This window comes from Blastococcus sp. SYSU DS0510, from assembly GCF_054050835.1.
In genome coordinates this window covers 1-21,873 of the sequence record NZ_JBJHAC010000025.1, presented here as the reverse complement: position 1 = coordinate 21,873, position 21,873 = coordinate 1, and the positions used below count along the sequence as shown (strand labels likewise).

The following is a 21,873-nucleotide window of genomic DNA, read 5'->3' as shown; positions in this document are numbered from 1 at the left end:
CTGGAACGGCCCCCGTGCAGGGCCGGGGGGCACGGGGGTCCTCTTACTGGCCCGGCGGGACCTCGACGGCGGTCGCGGTGCCCTCGGGGGCGCTCGCGCCGGTCTGCGCCCGCAGCTCGGCGTCGCGGGCGGCCATCGCCTCCTGCCGGCCCGGCTCCTCCTCCAGGATCGCGGCGGCCTTCCAGCCGTCGGGGATAGCGAAGGCGTCGACCAGCGTGGTGATGTGCGGCCGCAGGGCCTTGAGCAGGGCGTTCACCGTCGCGGTCAGCGTCTTGCCGCGCGACGGGGTGAGCTGCCCGTGCTCGAGGAACCAGGCCTTGTCCTCCTCGATGGTGGAGAGGGCGTACAGGTCGCAGACGGTGTCGAGCAGCGCCTTCGCGGCGGGGTCGGTGGTGCGGTCGACGGCGTCGACGAACGCCTCGAGGACGATCCGGTCGATGTGCGTCTGCGCCGTCTTCAGGACGTGGTCCTGGACGTCGTTGAACATGTCGAACGGGGCCATGCCCTCGATCGTCGAGTTCCTCCGCAGGCGGCGGATCGCGCCCTCGAGCGCGTGCTTCTCGCGGAACTCGAACATCTTGAGCTGCCAGCCGCGGTCGAGCATCGGCACCTCGTCGTCCCGGCCGGGGACGGCGTCGACGAGCCGCTGGATCAGCGCCCGCGCCGCCGTCCGCTCCAGCACGGTCTCGCGGACCATGTCCGCGACGAAGCCGATCCGGCCCCAGCCGTCGAGCGAGCCGAAGGTGTCGCGGTAGCCGGTGAGCAGGCCCTTCGCCACCAGCTGCAGCAGGACGGTGTTGTCGCCCTCGAAGGTGGTGAAGACGTCGGTGTCCGCCTTGAGGTGGGGGAGCCGGTTCTCCTGCAGGTAGCCCGCGCCGCCGCACGCCTCACGGCACATCTGGATGGTGCGGGTGGCGTGCCAGGTCTGGGCCACCTTGAGGCCGGCGGCGCGGGACTCGAGCTCCCGCTGCGCGTGCTCATCGACCTCCTGGCCGTGCTCGTGCACCGCCGTCTGGAGGTCGTGCATGGTGCTGACCAGCTCGCTCTGGGCGAAGTGCAGCGCGTAGGTCCTCGCCAGCGCCGGCAGCAGCTTGCGCTGGTGCACGAGGTAGTCGTTGATGACGATCTCGCGCTCCTCGCCGGGAGCGGCGAACTGGCGACGGCTGTTGCCGTAGCGGACGGCGATGTCGAGCGCCAGCTTGGTGGCCGACGCCGCCGAGCCGCCGACGCTGACCCGGCCCCGCACGAGGGTGCCGAGCATGGTGAAGAAGCGCCGGGTCTCGTTCTCGATGCTCGAGGTGTAGGTGCCGTCCGCGGCGACCTGGCCGTAGCGGTCGAGCAGCATGTCCCGCGGCACGGCCACGTGGTCGAAGGTGAGCCGGCCGTTGTCGACACCGAGCAGCCCGGCCTTGGGGCCGTCGTCGCCGATGGTGACGCCGGGCATCGGGTTGCCGTCCTCGTCCCGGATCGGCACCAGCCAGGCGTGCACCCCGTGGTTCCTCCCCTGGCTGACCAGTTGCGCGAAGACCACCGCCATCCGGCCGTCCCTCGCCGCGTTGCCGATGTAGTCCTTGCGCGCCGCCTCGTGCGGGGTGTGCAGGTCGAACGTCTGCGTCTCCGGGTCGTAGGTGCACGTGGTCCGCAGCTGCTGGACGTCGGAGCCGTGCCCGGTCTCGGTCATCGCGAAGCAGCCGGGCAGGTCGAAGCTCATGATGTCGCGCAGGTAGGTCTCGTGGTGCCGGCGCGTGCCGAGCAGCTGCACCGCCCCGCCGAACAGGCCCCACTGGACGCCGGCCTTGACCATGAGCGAGAGGTCGACGAAGGCCAGCATCTCGATGGAGACGACCGAGCCGCCGGCGTCGGCCTCGCCGCCGAACTCCTTGGGGAAGCCGAGGGTAACCCGGCCGGACTCCGCGAGCTTCGCCGCCATGCGGGTCACCCGCTCCCGCGCCTCGGCCATCGACTCGCCGTAGACCGGGAGCATCTCCGGGTCGTGCAGGTTCTCGCGGGCGTCGCGGCGCACGTGCGCCCAGCGGCCGTCGAGCGCCTCCTGGAGGCGGGCCGGGTCGACCGTGGGGGGCAGGGTGCTCGTCACAGGTCCTCCTTGCGGGGGTCGGGGGTCACGACGCCGGAGAGTCCGGCCCAGGCGAGTTCGGTGAGGTGGGCGGCCAGGTCGCGACGCGGCATGGGGCGGCCGGCGCGCAGCCACCAGTCGGCGGCGGCGCGGACCAGGCCGACGACGGCGTGGCCCCAGGGCGCGGCGGCGACCGGGTCGCGGCCGGCCCGTTCGAGCGCCGGGGCCAGGATCGCGGCCGCCTGGTCACCGACGAGGTCGGAGAGGCCGGTGATCGGGTCGTCGGCGTCGGCCGGGCCAGTCGGGCCGTGGACGACGAAGCGGTACAGCTCCGGATCGGCCTCGAGGAACGCCAGGTAGGCCTCGACGGCGGCGCCGAGCATGTCGCGCGGCTGGTCGGAGCTGCCCATCGCGGCGCGCAGCGTCGGCACCAGCTGCTCGGCGACCCGGGTGCAGACGGCGACGTGCAGGTCGCTGCGGTCGGCGAAGTGCCGGTAGACGACGGTCTTGCTGGTGCCGGCCACGGCCGCGATCTCGTCCATGCCCACGCCGGCGCCGTGCCGGCCGACCGCGACGACCGCCGCGTCGACCAGCGCGGCCCGGCGGGCCCGGCGGTGCTCGTCCCACCGGGAGTCGCGCCGGTCGCGGGGAGCAGCCGCACGGGCGGCGGCCGCCCCCGCCCGGTGCTCGGCGCGCCCCTGGGTGTCCCCGCCGGCCCGACGCCGGCGGCCTGCCGGGGCGTCCGGCTGCGACGACGGGTCCATCGCCTCGAGTTTCACGGCACCGACGGTACCGGGTACTGTCGGTACCGGCCACCCATCCCCCACCACGGAGGTCCCCATGGCTGAGAACGCGAAGCCCGCCACCCGCCGGGCGGCGATCGTCGGCGGCAACCGGATCCCGTTCGCCCGGTCCAACACCGCCTACGCCCAGGCGTCCAACCAGGACATGCTCACCGCGACCCTCGACGGGCTCGTCGCCCGCTTCGGGTTGCAGGGTGAGTCGGTGGGCGAGGTCGTCGCCGGCGCCGTCCTCAAGCACGCGCGAGACTTCAACCTCACCCGCGAGGCGGTGCTCGGCTCGAAGCTGTCGCCCACCACGCCGGCCTACGACGTCCAGCAGGCCTGCGGCACCGGGCTGGAGGCCGCGATCCTCGTCGCCAACAAGATCGCGCTGGGCCAGATCGAGTCCGGGATCGCCGGCGGGGTGGACACCACCTCCGACGCGCCGCTGGCCGTGGGGGAGGACCTCCGCCGCGTGCTCATCTCGCTCAACAGCGCGAAGACGGTGCAGGACCGGCTGAAGGCCCTCGCACGGATCCGCCCGGGCATGCTGGCGCCCGAGATCCCGCGCAACGCCGAGCCGCGCACCGGCCTGGCCATGGGCGACCACGCCGCGATCACCGCGGAGGAGTGGGAGATCGGGCGCGAGGAGCAGGACGAGCTCGCCGCCCGTTCCCACCGGAGCATGGCTGCCGCCTACGAGCGCGGCTTCTTCGACGACCTGGTGACGCCGTTCCTCGGCCTCGCCCGCGACAACAACCTGCGCCCCGACTCGAGTGTCGAGAAGCTGGCGAAGCTGACGCCGGTCTTCGGCAAGGGCGAGCGCGCCACGATGACCGCGGGCAACTCGACGCCGCTCACCGACGGGGCCTCGGCCGTGCTGCTGGCCTCCGACGAGTGGGCGCGGGCCAAGGGGCTGCCGGTGCTGGCCCACCTGGTCGACGCGCAGACCGCCGCCGTCGACTACGTGCACGGCGGCGAGGGCCTGCTCATGGCCCCGGTCTACGCCGTGCCGGTGATGCTGGCCCGCAACGGCCTGACCCTGCAGGACTTCGACTTCTACGAGATCCACGAGGCGTTCGCGTCCACCGTGCTCGCGACGATGAAGGCCTGGGAGGACCCCGCGTTCTGCAAGGACAAGCTGGGCCTCGACGCGCCGCTGGGTCCGATCGACCGGGCGAAGCTGAACGTCAACGGCTCCTCGTTGGCCGCCGGGCACCCGTTCGCCGCGACCGGCGGCCGGATCGTGGCGAGCCTGGCGAAGATGCTGCACGAGGCGGGCCCGGGCAAGCGCGGCCTGATCTCCATCTGCGCCGCCGGCGGTCAGGGCGTCGTCGCGATCCTCGAGTCCTGACCCACACACCTCCGGTGGGGAACCGGACGGCCTCCGGCCGCACCCCACCCACACACCTCCGGAAGAAGAGAGCTCTCAGTGGCTGACTGGTACACGAACTTCGCCAACTCCGGCTTCGGCACCACCCTCACCAAGCAACTCGGCCTGCCGCGCCCGGTCGAGCTCCGCCGCTACGAGCCCGGGGAGCCCCTGCTCCCGGGCCCGGTGGTGGTCGGCTCGGCCGGCGCGGGCCGGCTGGTCGAGACCGTGACCGCCGTCCTCCGGGACGCCGGCGTGACCGTGCGGTCGCCGGTGACCGCCGACGGGGCGGCCGACGGCGAGAAGCTCGGCGCGGTGGTCCTCGACGCCACGGGGCTGGCCTCGCCGGGCGACCTGGCCAGCGCGCGCGACGTCCTGGCGCCGGCGATCAAGCGGCTGCGGGCCTCCGGGCGGGTGCTGGTCCTCGCCGACCCGCCCGCGGATGCCGCCACCCCGGCGCAGGCGGCGGCGCGCCAGGCCGTGGACGGACTGGTCCGCTCCATCGGCAAGGAGCTGCTGAACGGCTCGACGGCGAATGCGCTCGTCGTGCCCGACGGCGCCGAGGGCTCGCTCGCCGCGCCGCTCCGCTTCTTCCTCTCCGGCCGTTCCGCCTACGTCGACGGCCAGCTGGTCACCCTCTCGGCGGCGGACGTCCCGGTGAACCCGGACGAGGAGCGGCCGCTGGCCGGCAAGGTCGCCGTCGTCACCGGTGCGGCGCGCGGCATCGGCGCCGCCATCGCGAAGGTCATGGCTCGCGACGGCGCCCACGTGGTCGCCGTCGACGTCCCCGCCGCCGGGGACGCCCTGGCCCGGGTTGCCAACGAGATCGGGGGGACGTCGCTGCAGCTCGACATCACCGCCTCGGACGCCCCGCAGCGGCTCGTCGAGCACCTGCGGGAGCGGCACGGGGGCGTGGACATCGTGGTCCACAACGCCGGCATCACCCGCGACAAGCTGCTGGTGAACATGGACGCCGCCCGCTGGGACACCGTCATGGCGGTCAACCTGCAGGCGCAGCTGGACCTCACGCAGGCGCTGCTGGACGCCGACGGCGTGCTGAGGCCGGACGCCCGCGTCGTCTGCGTCTCCTCGCAGTCGGGCATCGCCGGCAACCGCGGCCAGACCAACTACGCGGCGAGCAAGGCCGGCGTCATCGGCATGGTGCGGGCCTGGGCGCCGGAGTTCGCCGGCCGGGGCGCCACGATCAACGCCGTCGCGCCGGGCTTCATCGTCACCGAGATGACGGCGAAGATGCCCTTCGGCACCCGGGAGATCGGGTCGCGGATCAACTCGCTGCAGCAGGGCGGGCTGCCGGTCGACGTCGCCGAGACGATCGCCTGGCTGGCGCAGCCGGCCAGCGCCGGGGTCAACGGCCAGACCGTGCGGGTCTGCGGCCAGTCGCTGCTGGGGGCCTGATGGCCGAGTCCTCCGCTGCACGAACCGTCCTGGACGGGCCGCCGAACATGGCGGCGCTCTTCGCCCAGGCGGCGCTCACCGCGCGCGGCCGGGGCGGGGAGCTCCCCGACACCCGTTTCGCGCGCACCGGCGTGACCGTGGACCCGACCGACCTCGCCGCGTACGCGCGGGTCTGCGGCTTCCCGCTCGCCGACACGCTGCCGGCGACCTACCCGCACGTGCTGACCTTCCCGCTGCAGCTGGCGCTGATGAGCGACCGCGCGTTCCCGCTCGCCCTGCCCGGGCTGGTGCACGTGCGCAACCGCATCGACCTGCTGCGCCCGATCGCCACCACCGAGGCGCTCGACCTCGAGGTGTGGGCGGAGCGGTTCGCGCGGCACCGGAGCGGGGCGACCGTCGACCTCTGCGCGTCGGTGCGCGCCGGCGGCGCCGAGGTGTGGCGTTCCCGGTCGACCTACCTGGCGCGCGGGGCGGCCGCACCCGACGGCGCGCCGGAATCCGATGTGACGGTGACGGTGGGCAGCCTGGAGCGGGCGGTCGCCACCTGGCGGGTCCCCGACGATGCCGGTCGCCGCTACGCCAAGGTCTCCGGGGACGTGAACCCGATCCACCTCTCGGGGCTGTCCGCCAAGGCGTTCGGCTTCAAGCGGGCGATCGCGCACGGCATGTGGGTCAAGGCCCGCGTGCTGGCGGCGCTGGAGAACCGGCTGCCCGAGGCGTTGACGGTCGACGTCGCCTTCCGCAAGCCGCTGTTCCTGCCCTCCACGGTCACGCTTGCCACGGAGCAGGCCGAGGGTGGCTGGGACGCCGCCGTCCGCAACGCGGCGAGCGGGACCGAGCACCTCGTCGCCACCATCCGCCCCCTGTGACCTGAGGTCACCCCCGTCGTTGATCATCGGCGTCTGGTCGGCCGACACGCCGCTGGGCGCAGCCGGATGCCGATGATCAACGCGACGGACCGAATCGAGGAGCTCCGCATGGCCGTGTCGTTCGACCTCACCGAGGACCAGCTCGAGCTGCAGAAGTGGGTCCACGAGTTCGCCGCGGACGTCGTCCGCCCGGCCGCGCACGAGTACGACGAGCGGGAGGACTTCCCGTGGGAGGTCCTGCAGGAGGCCGCGAAGATCGGCCTGTACTCGCTGGACTTCTTCGCCACCCAGTGGTTCGACGAGTCCGGTCTCGGCATCCCGCTCACCATGGAGGAGCTCTTCTGGGGCGACGCCGGGATCGGGCTGGCCATCGTGGGGACGACGCTCGCCGCCGCCTCCGTGCGGGCCAACGGCACCGACGAGCAGGTCGGGCAGTGGATCCCCGCGATGTTCGGGACCGAGAGCGAGCCGAAGGTCGCCGCGTTCTGCTCGTCGGAGCCCGACGCCGGCTCCGACGTCGGCGCCATGCGCACCCGGGCCGTCTACGACGAGGCGACCGACGAGTGGGTGCTCACCGGCACCAAGACCTGGGCCACCAACGGCGGGATCGCCGACATCCACGTGGTCACCGCCGTCGTCGACCCGGAGCTGAAGGCGCGCGGGCACGCGAGCTTCGTCGTCCCGCCGGGCACGAAGGGCATCAGCCAGGGCCAGAAGTTCCTCAAGCACGGCATCCGCGCCTCGCACACCGCCGAGGTGGTGCTGGACGGCTGCCGGATCCCCGGCGACTGCCTGCTCGGCGGGCGGGAGAGGCTCGAGGAGCGGCTGGCACGCGCGCGCGAGGGCGTGCGGAGCGGGCGCACCCAGCCCTCGATGGCGACATTCGAGCGCACCCGCCCCGCGGTCGGCGCCCAGGCGGTCGGGGTGGCGCGGGCCGCCTACGACTACGCGCTGGACTACGCCAAGCAGCGGGTGCAGTTCGGCCGGCCGATCATCGAGAACCAGGCGATCGCCTTCATGCTCGCTGACATGAAGACCTCGATCGACGCGGCCCGCCTGCTGGTGTGGCGCGCGGCGTGGATGGCCCGCAACGGCCAGCAGTTCACTGCCGCCGAGGGCTCGATGTCGAAGCTGGTGGCAGGGGAGACGGCCGTGCGCGTGACGGAGAAGGCCATGCAGATCCTCGGCGGCAACGGGTACACCCGCGAGTACCCCGTCGAGCGGATGGCGCGCGACGCCAAGATCTACACGATCTTCGAGGGCACCTCGGAGATCCAGCGCCTGGTCATCGCCCGCGCCATCTCCGGCGTGCAGCTCCGCTGACGGGCAGCCGACCGGGCAGCTGTGACGCTGGTGTCGCGCTCTGCCCACGTGGGCGGGGCAGAGCGCGACCGTCGTCCGGGGGTGGTGACGTCGCCCGTGCCCGGCGCGTCGCATCACGCTGAGCAGCGGTTCCGTCACTTAACATCGGCCCGACGCGCCTCTGGCGGGCGCCGCAGCCGAACGACCGGGGGCACGGTATGGCGGACCCGGACCGGGGACGGCGCGAGGACGACACCCGTCCGGCGCTGCGGTGGGACGCCGGCGCCGACCCGGACGTCCTGCCGCTGACCGCCCGCCCGCCGGTGCCTCCGGTGGCCGGCCCGCGGCACGATGCCATCCCCGCACCCGACGGCGGCCCGGTCGGCACCGTGGCCGGGGCGCGCCCGGCCGAGCGCCCGTGGGACGACGGGCCGTGGGACGAGCACTGGGACGAGCTCACCGCGGACGACGGCACCTGGGACGACCCCTCCTCGGACGGCCGGTCCTGGCACGGCACCTCCTGGCAGGACGAGGACGGCGAGGAGCAGGCCGCCCCGCCGCGGCGCCGAGAGCCGCGGTGGCAGGTGGTGTCCCGCGGGATCGGCGAGCTGATGGTCACCGCCGGCCTGGTGCTGCTGCTCTTCGTCGTCTACGAGGTCTACGTCACCGACCTGCTCACCGAGCGGCGCCAGGACCAGCTGAGCGCCGAGCTGCAGGAGGAGTGGCGGAACGCCCCCGCCGAGGCGGGCCTCGTCCAGGTCGAGATCGGGGACGCCTTCGGGGTGCTGCGCATCCCGCGGCTGGGCGAGGACTACGCCCGCGTGGTCCTGGAGGGCACCACCGAGGGCGAGCTCTCGCAGGGGCCCGGCCACTACGTCGGCACCGCGATGCCGGGGCAGCCCGGCAACGTCGCGCTCGCCGGCCACCGGGTGGGCAAGGGCTCGCCCTTCCTCGAGCTCGACGCGCTCGCCCCCGGCGATCCGATCGTCGTCGAGACCGTGGACACCTGGTTCGTCTACCGCGTCCTGGGCGACCCGGCGACCGGCGATCTCGAGGCCGACCCGACCGGCATCCCGGGCCGGCACGTGGTCTCCCCCTCCGACGTGTCGGTGATCGCCCCGACGCCGACCGCCGACCCGGCGGTCGGCCCGACCGGCGCCTACCTCACGCTCACCACCTGCCACCCGCGCTTCTCCGCGCGGGAGCGGCTGATCATCCACGCGCGGCTCGACGGCGCGGGCATCCCCAAGTCGGAGATGCCCGACGGCCCGCCCGTGCTGCGCGAGGGCTGATCCGGACACCGGAGGACCGCATGTACGGCTGGATCTGGCGGCAACTGCCCGGCGGCACGGGCCTGAGGGCGGCGCAGTCGCTCGTCCTCGCGCTCGCCGTCTGCGCCCTGCTGCTCTTCGTCGTCTTCCCGTGGGTGGAGCCGCAGCTCCCCTGGAACGACGTCACCGTCGACGGCTGATCGCTACCGGTCCAGCACGGCCAGCACGGCGTCGAGCACCCGGTCGGGGCCCCAGCGGACGACGTCGTCGGTGACCAGCCCGGTCTCTCCCGCGGCGGCGTCCACGGCACGCCGCGCGGCGACGTCGTCGAGCCCGGCGGTGTTCACGGCGACGGCGGCGACCCGCGCCGGGCGCACCCAGCCGGCGGCCTGCTCGTAGCCGCGCACGATCTCGGCGAGCGGGGGGAGCGCCGTGCCCGGGTAGTCGGCGATCGCGGTGCGCCCCGCCCGGTGGCACAGCACCAGCGCGTCCGCCGACGACCCGTGCAGCAGGCCGAGGGTCACGCCCGAGTAGGCCGGGTGGTAGATCGAGCCCTGCCCCTCCAGCCACAGCAGGTCACCCCGTTCGGCGCCCTCCCGCACCAGCCGGTCGGCGGCGCCGGCGGTGAAGTCGGAGATCACGTGGTCGACGGCCATGCCCCAGCCGGAGATCGCGACGCCGGTCTGCCCGGTGGCCACGAAGACCGAGCGCAGCCCCCGGTCCCGCGCGGCCCGGTCCAGCTCCAGGACGACGCTCATCTTCCCGATCGCGCAGTCCGAGCCGACGGTGTGCACCACCCGGGCGCCGACCGGCCCGGTGAGCGGGACGCCGAGGTCGTCGGGGACCGCGCGCAGGTCGCGGATCGAGACCCCGGCCGCCCGGGCGGCGGCCGCCAGCTCCGGATCGGCGCCCAGGTCGGTGTGCAGCCCGGCTTCGACGTGCAGGCCGAGCCGGAGGGCGGTCAGCAGCGTCTCCCGCCAGGCGGCCGTCAGCCGGCCGCCGAGCGGTGCGACCCCGAGCAGCACCGTCGTCGCGCCGAGCTCCCGGGCGGCCGCGACGTCGGCGACCACGGGGGCGGGGGAGGCGCAGAAGGGGACCACGTCGACCGCCCGCCGCCCGGCGTGCGCGGGGTCGATCACGCAGACCACCTCGCGGGTGCCGTAGCGGAGCACCCCGTGCGCTGTCTTGGCGTAGGACTCCGACAGCTGCCCGCCGGTCAGGACGGCCAGCCGCTCCCCGTTCACGCCACCTCCCCGGCCGGCTCGAGCCCGAGGCCGGGTGCGTCGGGCAGCACGACCCGCCCGGCCTCGAGCCCCAGACCCGTGAAGGGCTCGTCCGAGACGAGCAGGTGGGCGTCGAGGTCCACCAGGTCGGCCAGCGGGCCGAGCTGCGCCGCCTGGGCGATGCCGAGCTGCGACTCGATCATGCAGCCGAGCATCACCCGGAGGTCCAGCGCCGCGGCCGCCGCCAGCATCCGCTGCGCCTCGCGGATGCCCCCGCACTTGGCCAGCTTCACCACGATGCCGTCCGCGTAGCCGGCGACGGCGGGCACCGAGGCGAGGTCTTTGCAGCCCTCGTCGACGAACACCGGCAGCCGGTCGGGGAGCTCCCGGTAGCGGGCGAAGGAGTCCAGGTCGCCGGCGGGGAAGGGCTGCTCGACCATCTCGACGCCCAGCTCGCGCAGCCGCGGCAGCAGCTCGCGGGCCTGGTCGAACGTCCAGCCCTCGTTGCCGTCGATCCGCAGCCGGGCGTCGGTGACCGAGCGGATCGCCGCCAGCCGTTCCAGGTCGCCCGGCCCGCCCACCTTCACCTTGTAGACGGCGAACCCCGGGGCACGCCGCACACGGGCGACCGTCTCCTCCACCGACGCGATGCCGATCGTGAAGCTGGTGGGCGGGAGGACCCCGTCCAGCCCCAGCAGCCGCCAGACCGGCTGCCCGTAGCGACGGCCCACCCAGTCGTGCACCGCGCCGTCGAGAGCCATCTTCGCGCCCTGCGGGCCGTCCCAGGCCCGCAGCCGGCGGGCGATGCCCTCGACGTCGCGGAGGTCCCCGCCCAGGAGCGCGGGCCCGTCCGCGGCGACGGCGTCGTCCATCGCGGCCACCGACTCCCCCCAGTAGGCGACCGGCGCGCCCTCGCCGTACCCGCGGACGCCCCCCTCGTCGACCCGGACGACGAGCACCTCCTCGGTGTCCACCGAGGAGCGGGCGATCGTGAAGGTGTCGCGCAGGTGCAGCGTCAGGGGGCGGCAGGTGAGCTCCACCCGGGCAGTCTCGTGGCCGGGGCGGCCTGCGGCTACCGGTTGCGTCCGAGCGCGTCGTGGCTGGTGACCCAGTCACCGGCCAGGATCGCGGAGGTGAGCGAGATGTCGCCGGCCAGCACCACCCCGGCGCAGATCTCGGCGAACTTCTGCACCTTGTCCTTGCCGTAGCAGCCGAGCACCTCCAGGCACTCGCGCTGGGTGGGCAGCCCCGTGCCCCCGCCGTACGTGGCGACGATGAGCGAGGTCAGCGTGGTCGACCAGTAGTAGTCGCCGTTCTCCAGCAGCTGGGTGTAGGTGACGCCGGAGTGCGACTCGGCGACGTTGGCGGCGTCCTGCCCGGTGGCGATGAACATGGCGGTCAGCCCGTTGGCGGCGTGCGCGCCGTTGTAGGCCGCCCCGGACATGAAGGCGCCGGCCATGCCGATCTGCCGGTACTCGAACAACTGCCGGGTGCCGACGCCGGTGAGCCGCCGCAGCACCTCGTCGGGGATCGTCACCTCGGCGACGACGCGCTTGCCCCGCGTCATCAGCATGTTGATCTGCGAGTGCTTCTTGTCGGTGTCGATCGCGCCGGAGAGGACGTAGCGCGGATGGTCGGGGTGGTTCTCGCGGATCCACTCGCAGGCGGCCAGCGTCGCCTTGCCGGTCATGTTCTGGCCGGCGGCGTCGCCGGTCGTGTAGTTGACCCGCAGGTACCGCAGCGGGCCGATCTGGTGCTGGCCGATGTAGGTGAGCTTCCCCGAGCGGGTCGTGGCCTCGGCCGCCGCCCGGATGCCGTCGACGTGCTCGTCCACCCAGCGGCCGAACTCCCGCGCCGCCAGGGCGTCCTCGAGCACGAAGGCGGGCGCGCGCTGCATGTGGTCGTCCACGACGGTGGTCCGCGCGCCGCCGCACTCGGCGATCAGCCGCATCCCGCGGTTGTAGCTGGCCACCAGCGTGCCCTCCGTCGTGGCCATCGGCACGAAGAAGTCGCCCCGGGCGTGCTCGCCCCGCAGCGTCAGCGGCCCGGCCAGGCCGAGGGGCACCTGGGCGACCCCGGTGAAGTTCTCGACGTTGCCGGGCAGCACGGCGGGGTCGATGGAGTAGCGGCCGACGTGGTCGAGCCCGGCGCCGGTCTGCTCGGCGACGAAGGCCTGCCGCTTGTGCGCCATCTCGTCGGTGTAGTCGTGCTCCCGGTCGCGGGGGATGCGGGCGCGGTGCGGAGGGCGGGCGTCGGTCATGGGGCACCTCGACGGGACGACGGTGTGACGCCTCGATTGTGAGGTGGCTCACTTGCCCCCGCGCGTCCACCGGCGGGTCTCGAACCGGCAACGATCCCTTTCCCCCGAGTCGCCAACCTGCGGGTACGGGAGCAAGGTCGGGGTGGACGACCTGCCCCGACCGCGGAGGTTCCCGTGCGCACCACTCGATTGATCTCCCTGGGCGCCGTCGGTGCGCTCGCCCTCAGTGCGTGCAGCGGTGGCGGCGAGAGCGTCGACACCGGTGCCGGCGGCGGCGGGGGCGGCGGCGACGTGCTCGTGGCCGCGGTGAGCGCCCAGCCCGATCAGTTCGACCCGCACGTGACCAGCGCCTACCCGAGCTTCCAGGTGCTCGAGAACGTCTACGACACCCTCGTCGTCCCGAACGCGCAGGACCTGACGATGGAGCCGAGCCTCGCCACCGACTGGGAGGTCAGCGAGGACGGGCTGACCTGGACGTTCAACCTGCGGGAGGGCGTCACCTTCCACGACGGCAGCGAGTTCGACGCCGCGGACGTCGTCTACTCCTACAACCGGATCATCGACGAGGAGCTCAACAACGCCTACCGGTTCGCCACGGTCGAGAGCGTCGAGGCCGTCGACCCGCAGACCGTCGAGATCACCGTCAGCCAGCCGACGCCGAACCTGCCCGCCCTGATCGGCGCCTTCAAGGGCATGGCGATCCTGCCGGAGGGCGCGGCCGAGGAGTACGACCTCACGACCGAGGCGGTCGGCACCGGCCCGTTCACGCTGGAGAGCTCCGACGCCAGCAGCACCGAGCTCGCCGCGTACGAGGACTACTGGGGCGGCGCGCCCAGCATCGGCGGCGTCGAGTTCACCTACATCACCGAGCCGGCGGCGGCGCTGACCGCGCTGCAGAACGGCGAGGTGCAGTGGACCGACAACATCCCGCCGCAGCAGATCGAGTCCCTCGAAGGTGACGACGCCGTCGAGCTCGCGACCACGCCCAGCGTGGACTACTGGTACATGAGCATGAACTACGACCGGGAGCCCTTCGGCAACCCGCTGGTGCGCCAGGCGATCGCCACCGCCATCGACCGCGGCGCGGTGACCGAGGCGGCCCGGTTCGGGGCGGCGCAGCCCAACCAGACCGCCATCCCCGAGGACAGCTTCTACTACTACGACTACGCGCCCTTCGAGCCGAACGTGGAAGAGGCGACGGCGCTGCTGGAGCAGGCCGGGGTGCAGACCCCGATCACCATGGGCCTGATGGTCACCGACGAGTTCCCGGAGACCGTCACCGCCGCGCAGGTCATCGCCAGCCAGCTCGAGCCGATCGGGATCGAGGTGGACGTCCAGACCGTGGACTTCGCCACCTGGCTGGACCGGCAGGCGCAGGGTGACTTCGACGCCTTCATGCTCGGCTGGCTGGGCAACATCGACCCGTTCGACTTCTACCACGCCCAGCACATCACCGACGGCTCCAGCAACTACCAGGGCTACAGCAACCCGCAGGTCGACCAGCTGCTCACCCAGGCATCCACGGAGACCGACGAGAACGCCCGCAAGGAGCTCTACGACCAGGCCGCGAAGCTGATCGTGGACGACGTCTCCTACCTGTACCTCTACAACCCCGACGTCGTCCAGGCCTGGGCGCCGGGGCTCTCCGGGTACGAGATCCGGGCCGACAAGGCCATCAACTTCGAAGGCGTGGAGCTGCCCTGACCGGCTACGTCCTCCGGCGGATCGGCCAGTCCGCGGTCGTCCTCGCCGGAGTGAGCGTCATCGTGTTCGGCCTGGTGCACCTGGTACCAGGCGATCCGGTGCGGCTCGCGCTGGGCACCCGGTTCTCCCAGGAGAGCTACGACGCCCTGCGCGAGCGGTCGGGGCTGGACCAGCCGCTGTTCGAGCAGTTCTTCAGCTGGTTCGGCCGGGCGCTCACCGGCGACCTGGGGGTGAGCTTCCGCAGCGGCGAGACGGTGACCTCCCAGATCGCCGAGCGGCTGCCGGCGACGCTGACGCTGGCGCTCGCCTCCATCCTGGTGGCGCTGCTCATCGCCGTCCCGCTGGGCACGATCTCGGCGCTGCGCCCGCGCTCGCTCGTCGACCGCGCGGCCACCGTGATCAGCCAGTTCGGCATCTCGGTGCCGGACTTCTGGATGGGCATCGTGCTGATCCTGATCTTCGCCGGGACGCTGGGCTGGCTCCCGTCGGGCGGCTACGTCCCGCTGAGCGAGGACCCGGGCGGGTGGCTCCAGCGGCTGCTCATGCCGGCGCTGGTGACCGGCGTGGTGTCGGGCTCGGTGATCACCCGGTTCGTGCGGTCCAGCATGCTCGAGGCGCTCGGCGCCGACCACGTGCGCACCGCGCAGGCCAAGGGGCTGCCGACGCGGCAGGTGTTCACCTGGCACGTGCTCCGCAACGCGCTGCTGCCGCTGGTCACGGTGACCGGCGTGCAGCTGGCCTACCTGCTGTCGGGGGTGGTGGTCGTGGAGATCGTCTTCTCGTGGCCGGGGCTGGGGCAGCTGGCGCTGCAGGCGGTCCAGGCCCGCGACTACCCGGTGCTGCAAGGCGCGATCCTGCTCTTCGCGCTGGTCTTCCTGGTGATCAACCTGGTGGTGGACCTGCTCTACACCGCCATCGACCCCCGGATCCGCCGATGATCCCCAGCCGAGTCCTGCTGGCGACCCCCAGCCGAGTCCTGCTGGCGACCCCCAGCCGAGTCCTGCTGCCGACCCCCAGCCGATTCCTGCTGCCATGAGCATCCAGCCGACCCCCGGACCCCCGCCCTACCAGGGCAGGGGTGGCGAGCGCCCGCCCGAGACGCCGGAGGAGCCCCCCGGCGGGTCCCCGCAGCGGGACACCTCCCCCGAGCCGCCCACCCTGCGCCCGGCCCGGCCGCGGTGGCGCGAGACCCTGAGCCTGCTGGCCCACAACCCGACGGCGGCGATCGCCTCGGTCGTCCTGCTCTTCATCGTGGTGGTGGCGGTCTTCGACGACACCTTCGCGCCGGAGGGCGCCAACGACATCTCGGTGGCCGACCGGCTCCAGTCGCCGAGCTGGGAGCACCCGTTCGGCACCGACGACCTCGGCCGCGACATCCTGAGCCGGGTCATCCTGGGCGCCTCGGTGTCGCTGCGCGTGGGTTTCCTCGCCGTCGGGTTCGCCCTCGTCGTCGGCACCCTGATCGGCCTGTTCGCCGGCTACTACGGCAAGTGGGTCGACGACGTCCTCATGCGGGTCATGGACATGCTCTTCGCCTTCCCCGCGGTGCTGCTGGCGATCGCCGTCCTCGCCGTCCGCGGGCCCGGGTCGGGCAACACCGCGCTGGCGATCGGGATCGTCTACACGCCGATCTTCGCCCGGGTCACCCGCGCCAGCGTGCTCGGCGTGCGCGAGGAGGTCTACGTGCGGGCGTCCCGGTCGGTGGGGGCGTCGGACTGGCGGATCCTGACCCGCCACATCCTGCCCAACGCCGCGCCGCCGATCATCGTGCAGACCTCGATCAGCCTGGCGTTCGCGGTGCTGGCCGAGGCCGCGCTGTCGTTCCTCGGCCTGGGCACGCAACCGCCCAACCCCTCGTGGGGGCTGATGCTCGCCGAGGGGCGCGGCTACATCGAGCTGGCCTGGTGGCTGGCCTTCTTCCCGGGGATGGCGATCTTCCTGACCGTGCTCTGCTTCAACCTGCTCGGCGACGGGCTCCGCGACGTCCTTGACCCGCGCCAGCGCACCCAGATGGCCGGGGGCTCACGGGCGGCCGGTGCGGCCGCCGCCGCCGACACCGGCGGGGGTGGGCGGTGACCGCGCCGGTGCTGGAGGTCGAGGACCTGCGGGTGCGGCTGCGCACCCCGCGCGGGCCGGCCGATGTCGTCAACGGGCTGAGCTACACCGTGGGCCCGGGGGAGACCGTCGCGGTCGTGGGGGAGTCCGGCAGCGGCAAGAGCGTCTCGGTGCTGGCGCTGCTCGGCCTGCTCCCCGCGCGGGTGGCGACGGTGACCGGCCGCGCCGTGCTGCAGGGCGAGGACCTGCTGACCATGTCGCCCGAGCGGCTGCGCCAGGTGCGCGGCCCGGGGGCGGGCATGGTGTTCCAGGACCCGATGACGTCGCTCAACCCGGTGCTCACCATCGGGCGGCAGCTGGTCGAGGGCATCCGTGCGCACGGCGAGGTCTCCAAGCAGGCCGCGCGGGACCGGGCGACGGAGCTGCTGCGCGAGGTGGGGCTGCCGGATCCGGACCGGGCGCTGGACCGCTACCCGCACGAGCTCTCCGGCGGGATGCGCCAGCGGGTCGTCATCGCGATCGCGCTGAGCAACTCGCCCTCGCTGCTCATCGCCGACGAGGCCACGACGGCGCTGGACGTGACGGTGCAGGCGCAGATCATCGACCTGGTCGAGGAGCTGCAGGCCGACCACGGCACCGGCGTCATCTGGATCACCCACGACCTCGGCGTGGTCGCCGGCATCGCCGACCGCGTGCTGGTCATGTACGGCGGCCGGTGCGTCGAGGACGGCACGGTCGACGACGTCCTGGAGCGGCCGGCGCACCCCTACACCCGCGGCCTGCTCGGCTCGCTGCCCGACCTCGCCGCCCCGGTGGGGCCCGACGGCGAGGTGCCCGAGCTGACCGCCGTCCCCGGGCTGCCGCCGCCGCCCACCGACCTGCCGCCGGGCTGCGTGTTCTGGCCGCGCTGCCCCGTGCGGGCCGATCTGCGCTGCGAGACCGAGCAGCCGCCGCTGGCCGTGGTCGGCCCCTCCGGTGGGGCGCTGCCGCACCGGGCGGCGACCTGGTGCGCCGAGGGGGAGGAACCGCGATGAGCGAGCGGGGGCCGGCGGGGGCGCACGCCTCGCAGGGGGCGCCGGTGGCGGAGGATCGGACGGCGCCCGGGGGCGACGTCCTGGTCTCCGCCCGTGGGCTGGAGGTGCACTTCCCGGTGCGCGGGCAGGGCCGCGGCACGCCCGCCCGGGTGCTGCGCGCCGTCGACGGGGTGGACCTCGACATCCTGCGCGGGGAGGCGCTGGGCCTGGTGGGGGAGTCCGGCTGCGGGAAGTCCACGCTGGGCAACGCCCTGCTGCGGCTGGTGCCGCCGACCGGGGGCAGCGTGACCTTCGACGGCACCGACGTGACCTCGCTGGACCGCCGCGGGCTCAAGGAGATGCGCCGGCGGGCCGGGATGGTCTTCCAGGACCCGTTCGCCTCGCTCGACCCGCGGCGCACCGTCGCCCAGACGGTCAGCGAGCCGCTGGAGGTGCACGGGCTGCGGTCGGGCAAGCGGGAGCGGGCCGAGCGGGTGGGCGAGCTGCTGGAGCTGGTCGGGCTCGACCCGGTCGTCGCGGGGCGCTACCCGCACGAGTTCTCCGGCGGTCAGCGGCAGCGCGTCGGCATCGCCCGGGCCCTCGCCGGGGAGCCCGACTTCCTGGTGTGCGACGAGGCGATCGCCTCGCTCGACGTGAGCGTGCAGGCCCAGGTGCTCAACCTCCTGCGCCGGCTGCAGCGGCAGCTGGGGCTCACCCTGCTGTTCATCTCGCACGACCTCTCCGCCGTCCGGCACATCTCCGACCGGATCGCCGTCATGTACCTGGGGCGGATCGTCGAGATCGGCCCCGCGGCGGCGGTGGGTTCCGAGCCGCAGATGCCCTACACGCAGGCGCTGCTGTCGGCGGTGCCCGTGCCGCACCCGGCGCAGGAGCGGGCGCGGAAGCGGGTCGTGCTGCGCGGCGACGTCCCCTCGCCGTCCGACGTCCCCTCGGGCTGCCGGTTCCGCACCCGCTGCCCGTACGTCTTCGAGCCGTGCGACGACGTCGACCCGGCGCTGCAGCCGGCGGGCGCGCCCGGCCAGCTGGCCGCGTGCCACCTGCACGGCGTCGCCGGGACGCCGGTCACCGAGACGCCCGAGGGCGTCACCGCCGACCCCTGACGCTCTGGATCGCTGTTGATCATCGTCGTGTGGCTGGGAGACACGCCGGCGGTGGGCGCCAGATGACGATGATCAACCGGGGAGGGGCGTCAGACGGTCTCGCCGACCAGGCGCGGGCGGGCGGCGGCCAGCCCGACGGCGAGCTGGGCGACCACCACGGCGAGCAGCATCCACAGCCCGGGCGCCCACTCGCCGGTCGCCTCGTGCAGCAGGCCGACGGTCAGCGGCCCGGTGGCCGCCACCAGGTAGCCCACGCTCTGCGCCGCCGCCGAGAGTCGCCCGGTCTGGCCGACGTCGCGGGTGCGCTGGAGGATCAGCGTCATCGCCAGCGGGAAGGCGATGCCGGTGCCGACGCCGTAGAGCACCGCCCACAGCAGCGGGGCGGACGCGGGCGCCGCGAGCAGGCCGACGATCCCGGCGATCACCGGGATCGTGCCGGCCAGCACCCACGCGCCCTGGCCCGGGCGGCGCGCGGCCAGCGGCGGGACGACGAGGGACGCGGGCAGGCCGAGGGCGGCGGCGAGCGCGACCAGGCCGCCCGCGGCCACCGGGGAGACGCCGGAGTCGGACTCCAGCACCTCGGCCAGCCAGGTGAGCATCGCGTAGAACGACAGCGACTGGAGACCGAAGAAGAGGGTCACCGCCAGCGCCACGCGGTCGCGAAGGACGGCGGTGCGGGCGCCGGCCGGGGCGGGTGGAGGAGGCGGGACGGCCCGCCGCGCGCGGGTGAGGGCGGCCATGCCGAGCAGCGCCGCGAGCACCGGCACGGCCCACAGCAGCAGGCCGGTGCCGGCGCTGCCCGCGAGCCCGGCCAGCGGCTGCGCCAGCCCCGCCCCGATGCTGGCCGAGGCCGCCATGGCGGCCACGATCATCCCGAGCACCAGGGCGCTGCGGTTGCCGTACTCCGCGCGGGCCGCGGCGGGCAGCAGCACGTTGGCGACGGCGATGCCGCCGGTGAGCAGCACCGTGCCCAGGAAGAGTCCCGGGACGCCGGCCAGCCGGAGGCCGATCCCGGCCGCCAGCGCGACGACGCCGAGGAGCACGGCCCGGTGCACCCCGAACCGGGCGGCCAGGGCCGGCGCGAACGGCGAGACCAGCCCGAAGCAGACCAGCGGGAGCGCGGTGACGACGGCGAGCGCCCCGGTGGAGAGGGTGAACTCGTCGCCGAGCTCGGCCAGCAGCGGGCCGACGGCGGCGAACGGCGCGCGCAGGCACAGCGCGACCAGCACGAGGGCGGCGGCCGGGAGCGCGAGCCGCCAGGCGGAGCGCCGTCGGGTGGCGGGGGCGGTCACGAGCGGGCGCTGCGGCCGAGATCGTGCTCGATCTGGGCGGCGGTCTCCAGCAGCGGCGGCACGTAGTCCTGCTCCAGCTGCGTCACCGAGGTGCGGCTGGCGCTGACCGACAGGTTGACCGCGGCGACGACGGCGCCGGACCGGTCGCGCACGGGCGCGGCGGCCGAGCGCAGGCCCTCCTCGAGCTCCTGGTCGACCATCGCGTAGCCGCGCTCGCGCACGTCGCCGAGCACCCACCGCAGCACCCCGGGGTCGGTGACGGTGCGCCCGGTGAGCGGCTCCAGCCGGGCGCGGTCGAGGTAGGCGGTCAGCTCCTCGTCGGGGAGCCCGGCGAGCAGCACCCGCCCCATCGACGTCGCGTACGCCGGGAACCGGGTGCCGACGGTGATCATCACGGTCATGATCCGCTTGGTGTGCACCCGCGCCACGTACACGACGTCGTCGCCGTCGAGCACCGACAGCGACGAGGACTCCTCCACCCGCTGCACCAGCGACTCCAGGTGCGGCTGCGCGACCTCGGGGAGGGTGAGCCCCGAGAGGTAGGAGTAGCCGAGCTCCAGCACGCGGGGGCGGAGGGAGAACTCCCGCCCCTCGGCGCGGACGTAGCCGAGCTGGACGAGGGTCAGCAGGAAGCGCCGGGCGGCCGCGCGGGTCAGCCCGGTGGCGCGGGCGACCTCGCTGAGCTGCAGGCGGGGGTGCTCGGCGTCGAAGGCGCGGATCACGGCCAGGCCGCGGTCGAGGGACTGCACGTAGGTGCCGTCCCGGACGGGCGCCGGCCGCTCGTCGGGCACAGGGGTCACGGCGGCGCTCCTTCGCTCCGTCGGGTGGTGAGCGCGATCACCATACGGTGCGCATGATGAACGCCTGTGCGGAATGCGCACGACATGACGGTCGGATCACGACGGATTGACGTGACTGCCCTCACGTGCAAGCGTCGTGCACGTTCACATGGCACACAGATGTTCGCACAGCGAACACGTGCCTGGAGTCGCCGTCGATCCGAGGAGAACTCATGCGCCGCACCGTGGCAGCGCTCGTCGCCGCCCCCCTGCTGCTCGTCACCGCCTGCGGCGGATCCGACGAGGAGCCCGACGCCGGCGCGGCCGGCGGCGGTGGCGGTGGAGAGCTCGAGCAGGTGTCGGTCGGGGTCATCCCCATCGTGGACGTGGCGCCGATCTACCTCGGTGACCAGCAGGGCTTCTTCGAGGAGTGCGGGCTCGACCTCACCCTCGAGACCGGCCAGGGCGGTGCCGCCATCGTCCCCGCCGTGGTGAGCGGGCAGTCGCAGTTCGGCTTCAGCAACGTCACCTCGCTGCTGCTCGCCGCCAGCGAGGGGCTGCCGCTGCAGGTCGTCGCCAACGGCGTCGCCTCCACCGGTGAGCAGGGCGCGGACTTCGGCGCCGTCGTCACCACCCCCGACAGCGGCATCGCCGGCGCCGCCGACCTCGCCGGCGCCACCGTGGCGGTCAACACGCTGAACAACATCGGGACGACGACGGTCCGCGAGTCGGTGCGCGCCGCCGGCGGCGACCCCGACAGCGTCCAGTTCGTCGAGCTGCCGTTCCCGGAGATGCCCGCCGCCCTGGAGCAGGGCAACGTCGACGCCGCCTGGGTGGTCGAGCCGTTCCTCGCCGTCGCCACCGACGCCGGCGCCACGGTCGTGACCTCGAACTTCGTCGACACCGCCGACGACCTCACCGTGGCCGCGTACTTCACCAGCGAGCAGTACGCCCAGGAGAACCCCGAGGCCGTCGAGTGCTTCAGCGACGCGATGGCGCAGTCGCTGGAGTACGCGCAGGCGAACCCGGACGCCGTCCGCGAGGTCCTGGACGAGTACACCGAGATCGACCCGGCCATCGCCGAGGCCATGACGCTGCCGGCCTGGCCGGCCGAGATCAACCGCGACTCGGTGCAGACCCTCTCCGACCTGGCGGTCGAGGACGGGCTGCTCGACGAGGCTCCGGACCTGGACGCCCTGCTGCCGTGACCGGTTCCACCGCCACCCGCACGGCGGCGGACCCCGCCGCGGGGGGGGGGGGGGGGGGCCCCCCCCGGGGGGGGGGCGCCGCGCGCGGCGCCGGGGGGGGGGGGGGGGGGGGGGGGGGGGCCCGCGCCCGCG

At 73.9% G+C, this 21,873-nt stretch carries 19 protein-coding genes; 12 read left to right on the top strand and 7 right to left on the bottom strand.

Features of this window, described 5'->3' with window-relative positions; translation table 11 throughout:
• Positions 1-43: 43 nt before the first annotated feature.
• Positions 44-2,095, bottom strand: a complete 2,052-nt coding sequence (locus ACI79P_RS18080) for an acyl-CoA dehydrogenase family protein (RefSeq protein WP_456582447.1) — start codon at positions 2,093-2,095, stop codon at positions 44-46.
• Positions 2,092-2,853, bottom strand: a complete 762-nt coding sequence (locus tag ACI79P_RS18075; protein ID WP_456582446.1) for a TetR family transcriptional regulator — start codon at positions 2,851-2,853, stop codon at positions 2,092-2,094. The genes ACI79P_RS18080 and ACI79P_RS18075 overlap by 4 nt, the downstream gene beginning before the upstream one ends.
• Before the next feature lie 61 nt (positions 2,854-2,914).
• Between ACI79P_RS18075 and ACI79P_RS18070 the strand changes: the two genes are divergently transcribed.
• The 6 genes from ACI79P_RS18070 (at position 2,915) to ACI79P_RS18045 (ending at position 9,286) form a co-directional block, all read left to right on the top strand.
• Positions 2,915-4,210, top strand: coding sequence for an acetyl-CoA C-acetyltransferase (locus tag ACI79P_RS18070; RefSeq protein WP_456582445.1), 1,296 nt, complete (start codon positions 2,915-2,917; stop codon positions 4,208-4,210).
• A 78-nt stretch (positions 4,211-4,288) separates the two neighbouring features.
• A complete protein-coding gene (locus tag ACI79P_RS18065; RefSeq protein WP_456582444.1) occupies positions 4,289-5,644 on the top strand; it encodes a 3-oxoacyl-ACP reductase in 1,356 nt (451 codons plus the stop codon).
• Positions 5,644-6,513: a MaoC family dehydratase gene (locus tag ACI79P_RS18060; protein ID WP_456582443.1), complete on the top strand. Its 870-nt coding sequence runs from the start codon at positions 5,644-5,646 to the stop codon at positions 6,511-6,513. Before ACI79P_RS18065 ends, ACI79P_RS18060 begins: the two co-directional genes overlap by 1 nt.
• 108 nt (positions 6,514-6,621) lie before the next feature.
• Entirely contained in the window at positions 6,622-7,836 is a 1,215-nt protein-coding gene (locus tag ACI79P_RS18055; RefSeq protein ID WP_456582442.1) for an acyl-CoA dehydrogenase family protein, read from the top strand.
• A gap of 197 nt (positions 7,837-8,033) precedes the next feature.
• Positions 8,034-9,107 carry a class E sortase gene (locus tag ACI79P_RS18050; protein WP_456582441.1) on the top strand — a complete coding sequence of 358 codons (1,074 nt, stop codon included), beginning with the start codon at positions 8,034-8,036 and terminating at the stop codon, positions 9,105-9,107.
• 20 nt (positions 9,108-9,127) lie between these two features.
• Positions 9,128-9,286 carry a hypothetical protein gene (locus tag ACI79P_RS18045; protein WP_456582440.1) on the top strand — a complete coding sequence of 53 codons (159 nt, stop codon included), beginning with the start codon at positions 9,128-9,130 and terminating at the stop codon, positions 9,284-9,286.
• Between the two features lie 3 nt (positions 9,287-9,289).
• On the opposite strand, the gene ACI79P_RS18040 is transcribed toward ACI79P_RS18045, so the two are convergent.
• Genes ACI79P_RS18040 through ACI79P_RS18030 form a run of 3 tightly spaced genes read right to left on the bottom strand, consistent with a single transcriptional unit; the run spans position 9,290 to position 12,569 of the window.
• Complete coding sequence (locus ACI79P_RS18040; protein WP_456582439.1) at positions 9,290-10,330, bottom strand: DUF1611 domain-containing protein; 1,041 nt, start codon at positions 10,328-10,330, stop codon at positions 9,290-9,292.
• The gene (locus ACI79P_RS18035; protein WP_456582438.1) at positions 10,327-11,349 is read right to left on the bottom strand and encodes a dipeptide epimerase; all 1,023 of its coding nucleotides are present in this window, start codon (positions 11,347-11,349) and stop codon (positions 10,327-10,329) included. Before ACI79P_RS18035 ends, ACI79P_RS18040 begins: the two co-directional genes overlap by 4 nt.
• A 32-nt stretch (positions 11,350-11,381) precedes the next feature.
• Positions 11,382-12,569 (bottom strand): hydroxymethylglutaryl-CoA reductase, encoded by a 1,188-nt coding sequence (locus ACI79P_RS18030; protein ID WP_456582437.1) that lies wholly within the window; start codon positions 12,567-12,569, stop codon positions 11,382-11,384.
• Positions 12,570-12,743: 174 nt separating this feature from the next.
• Here ACI79P_RS18030 and ACI79P_RS18025 point away from each other — a divergent pair, with 174 nt between their 5' ends.
• From ACI79P_RS18025 to ACI79P_RS18005, 5 genes are all read left to right on the top strand, one after another.
• Positions 12,744-14,273 (top strand): ABC transporter substrate-binding protein, encoded by a 1,530-nt coding sequence (locus ACI79P_RS18025; protein WP_456582436.1) that lies wholly within the window; start codon positions 12,744-12,746, stop codon positions 14,271-14,273.
• Positions 14,270-15,211, top strand: a complete 942-nt coding sequence (locus ACI79P_RS18020; RefSeq protein WP_456582491.1) for an ABC transporter permease — start codon at positions 14,270-14,272, stop codon at positions 15,209-15,211. The genes ACI79P_RS18025 and ACI79P_RS18020 overlap by 4 nt, the downstream gene beginning before the upstream one ends.
• 94 nt (positions 15,212-15,305) lie before the next feature.
• Positions 15,306-16,349, top strand: a complete 1,044-nt coding sequence (locus ACI79P_RS18015) for an ABC transporter permease (RefSeq protein ID WP_456582435.1) — start codon at positions 15,306-15,308, stop codon at positions 16,347-16,349.
• Entirely contained in the window at positions 16,346-17,362 is a 1,017-nt protein-coding gene (locus ACI79P_RS18010; protein WP_456582434.1) for an ABC transporter ATP-binding protein, read from the top strand. Before ACI79P_RS18015 ends, ACI79P_RS18010 begins: the two co-directional genes overlap by 4 nt.
• Positions 17,359-18,462: an ABC transporter ATP-binding protein gene (locus ACI79P_RS18005; protein WP_456582433.1), complete on the top strand. Its 1,104-nt coding sequence runs from the start codon at positions 17,359-17,361 to the stop codon at positions 18,460-18,462. Before ACI79P_RS18010 ends, ACI79P_RS18005 begins: the two co-directional genes overlap by 4 nt.
• Positions 18,463-18,551: 89 nt before the next feature.
• Here ACI79P_RS18005 and ACI79P_RS18000 read toward each other — a convergent pair whose 3' ends face one another.
• Complete coding sequence (locus ACI79P_RS18000; protein WP_456582432.1) at positions 18,552-19,754, bottom strand: MFS transporter; 1,203 nt, start codon at positions 19,752-19,754, stop codon at positions 18,552-18,554.
• Positions 19,751-20,554, bottom strand: a complete 804-nt coding sequence (locus ACI79P_RS17995) for an IclR family transcriptional regulator domain-containing protein (protein ID WP_456582431.1) — start codon at positions 20,552-20,554, stop codon at positions 19,751-19,753. The genes ACI79P_RS18000 and ACI79P_RS17995 overlap by 4 nt, the downstream gene beginning before the upstream one ends.
• Positions 20,555-20,766: 212 nt before the next feature.
• Between ACI79P_RS17995 and ACI79P_RS17990 the strand changes: the two genes are divergently transcribed.
• Positions 20,767-21,741 carry an ABC transporter substrate-binding protein gene (locus ACI79P_RS17990; RefSeq protein ID WP_456582430.1) on the top strand — a complete coding sequence of 325 codons (975 nt, stop codon included), beginning with the start codon at positions 20,767-20,769 and terminating at the stop codon, positions 21,739-21,741.
• Positions 21,742-21,873 lie beyond the last annotated feature (132 nt).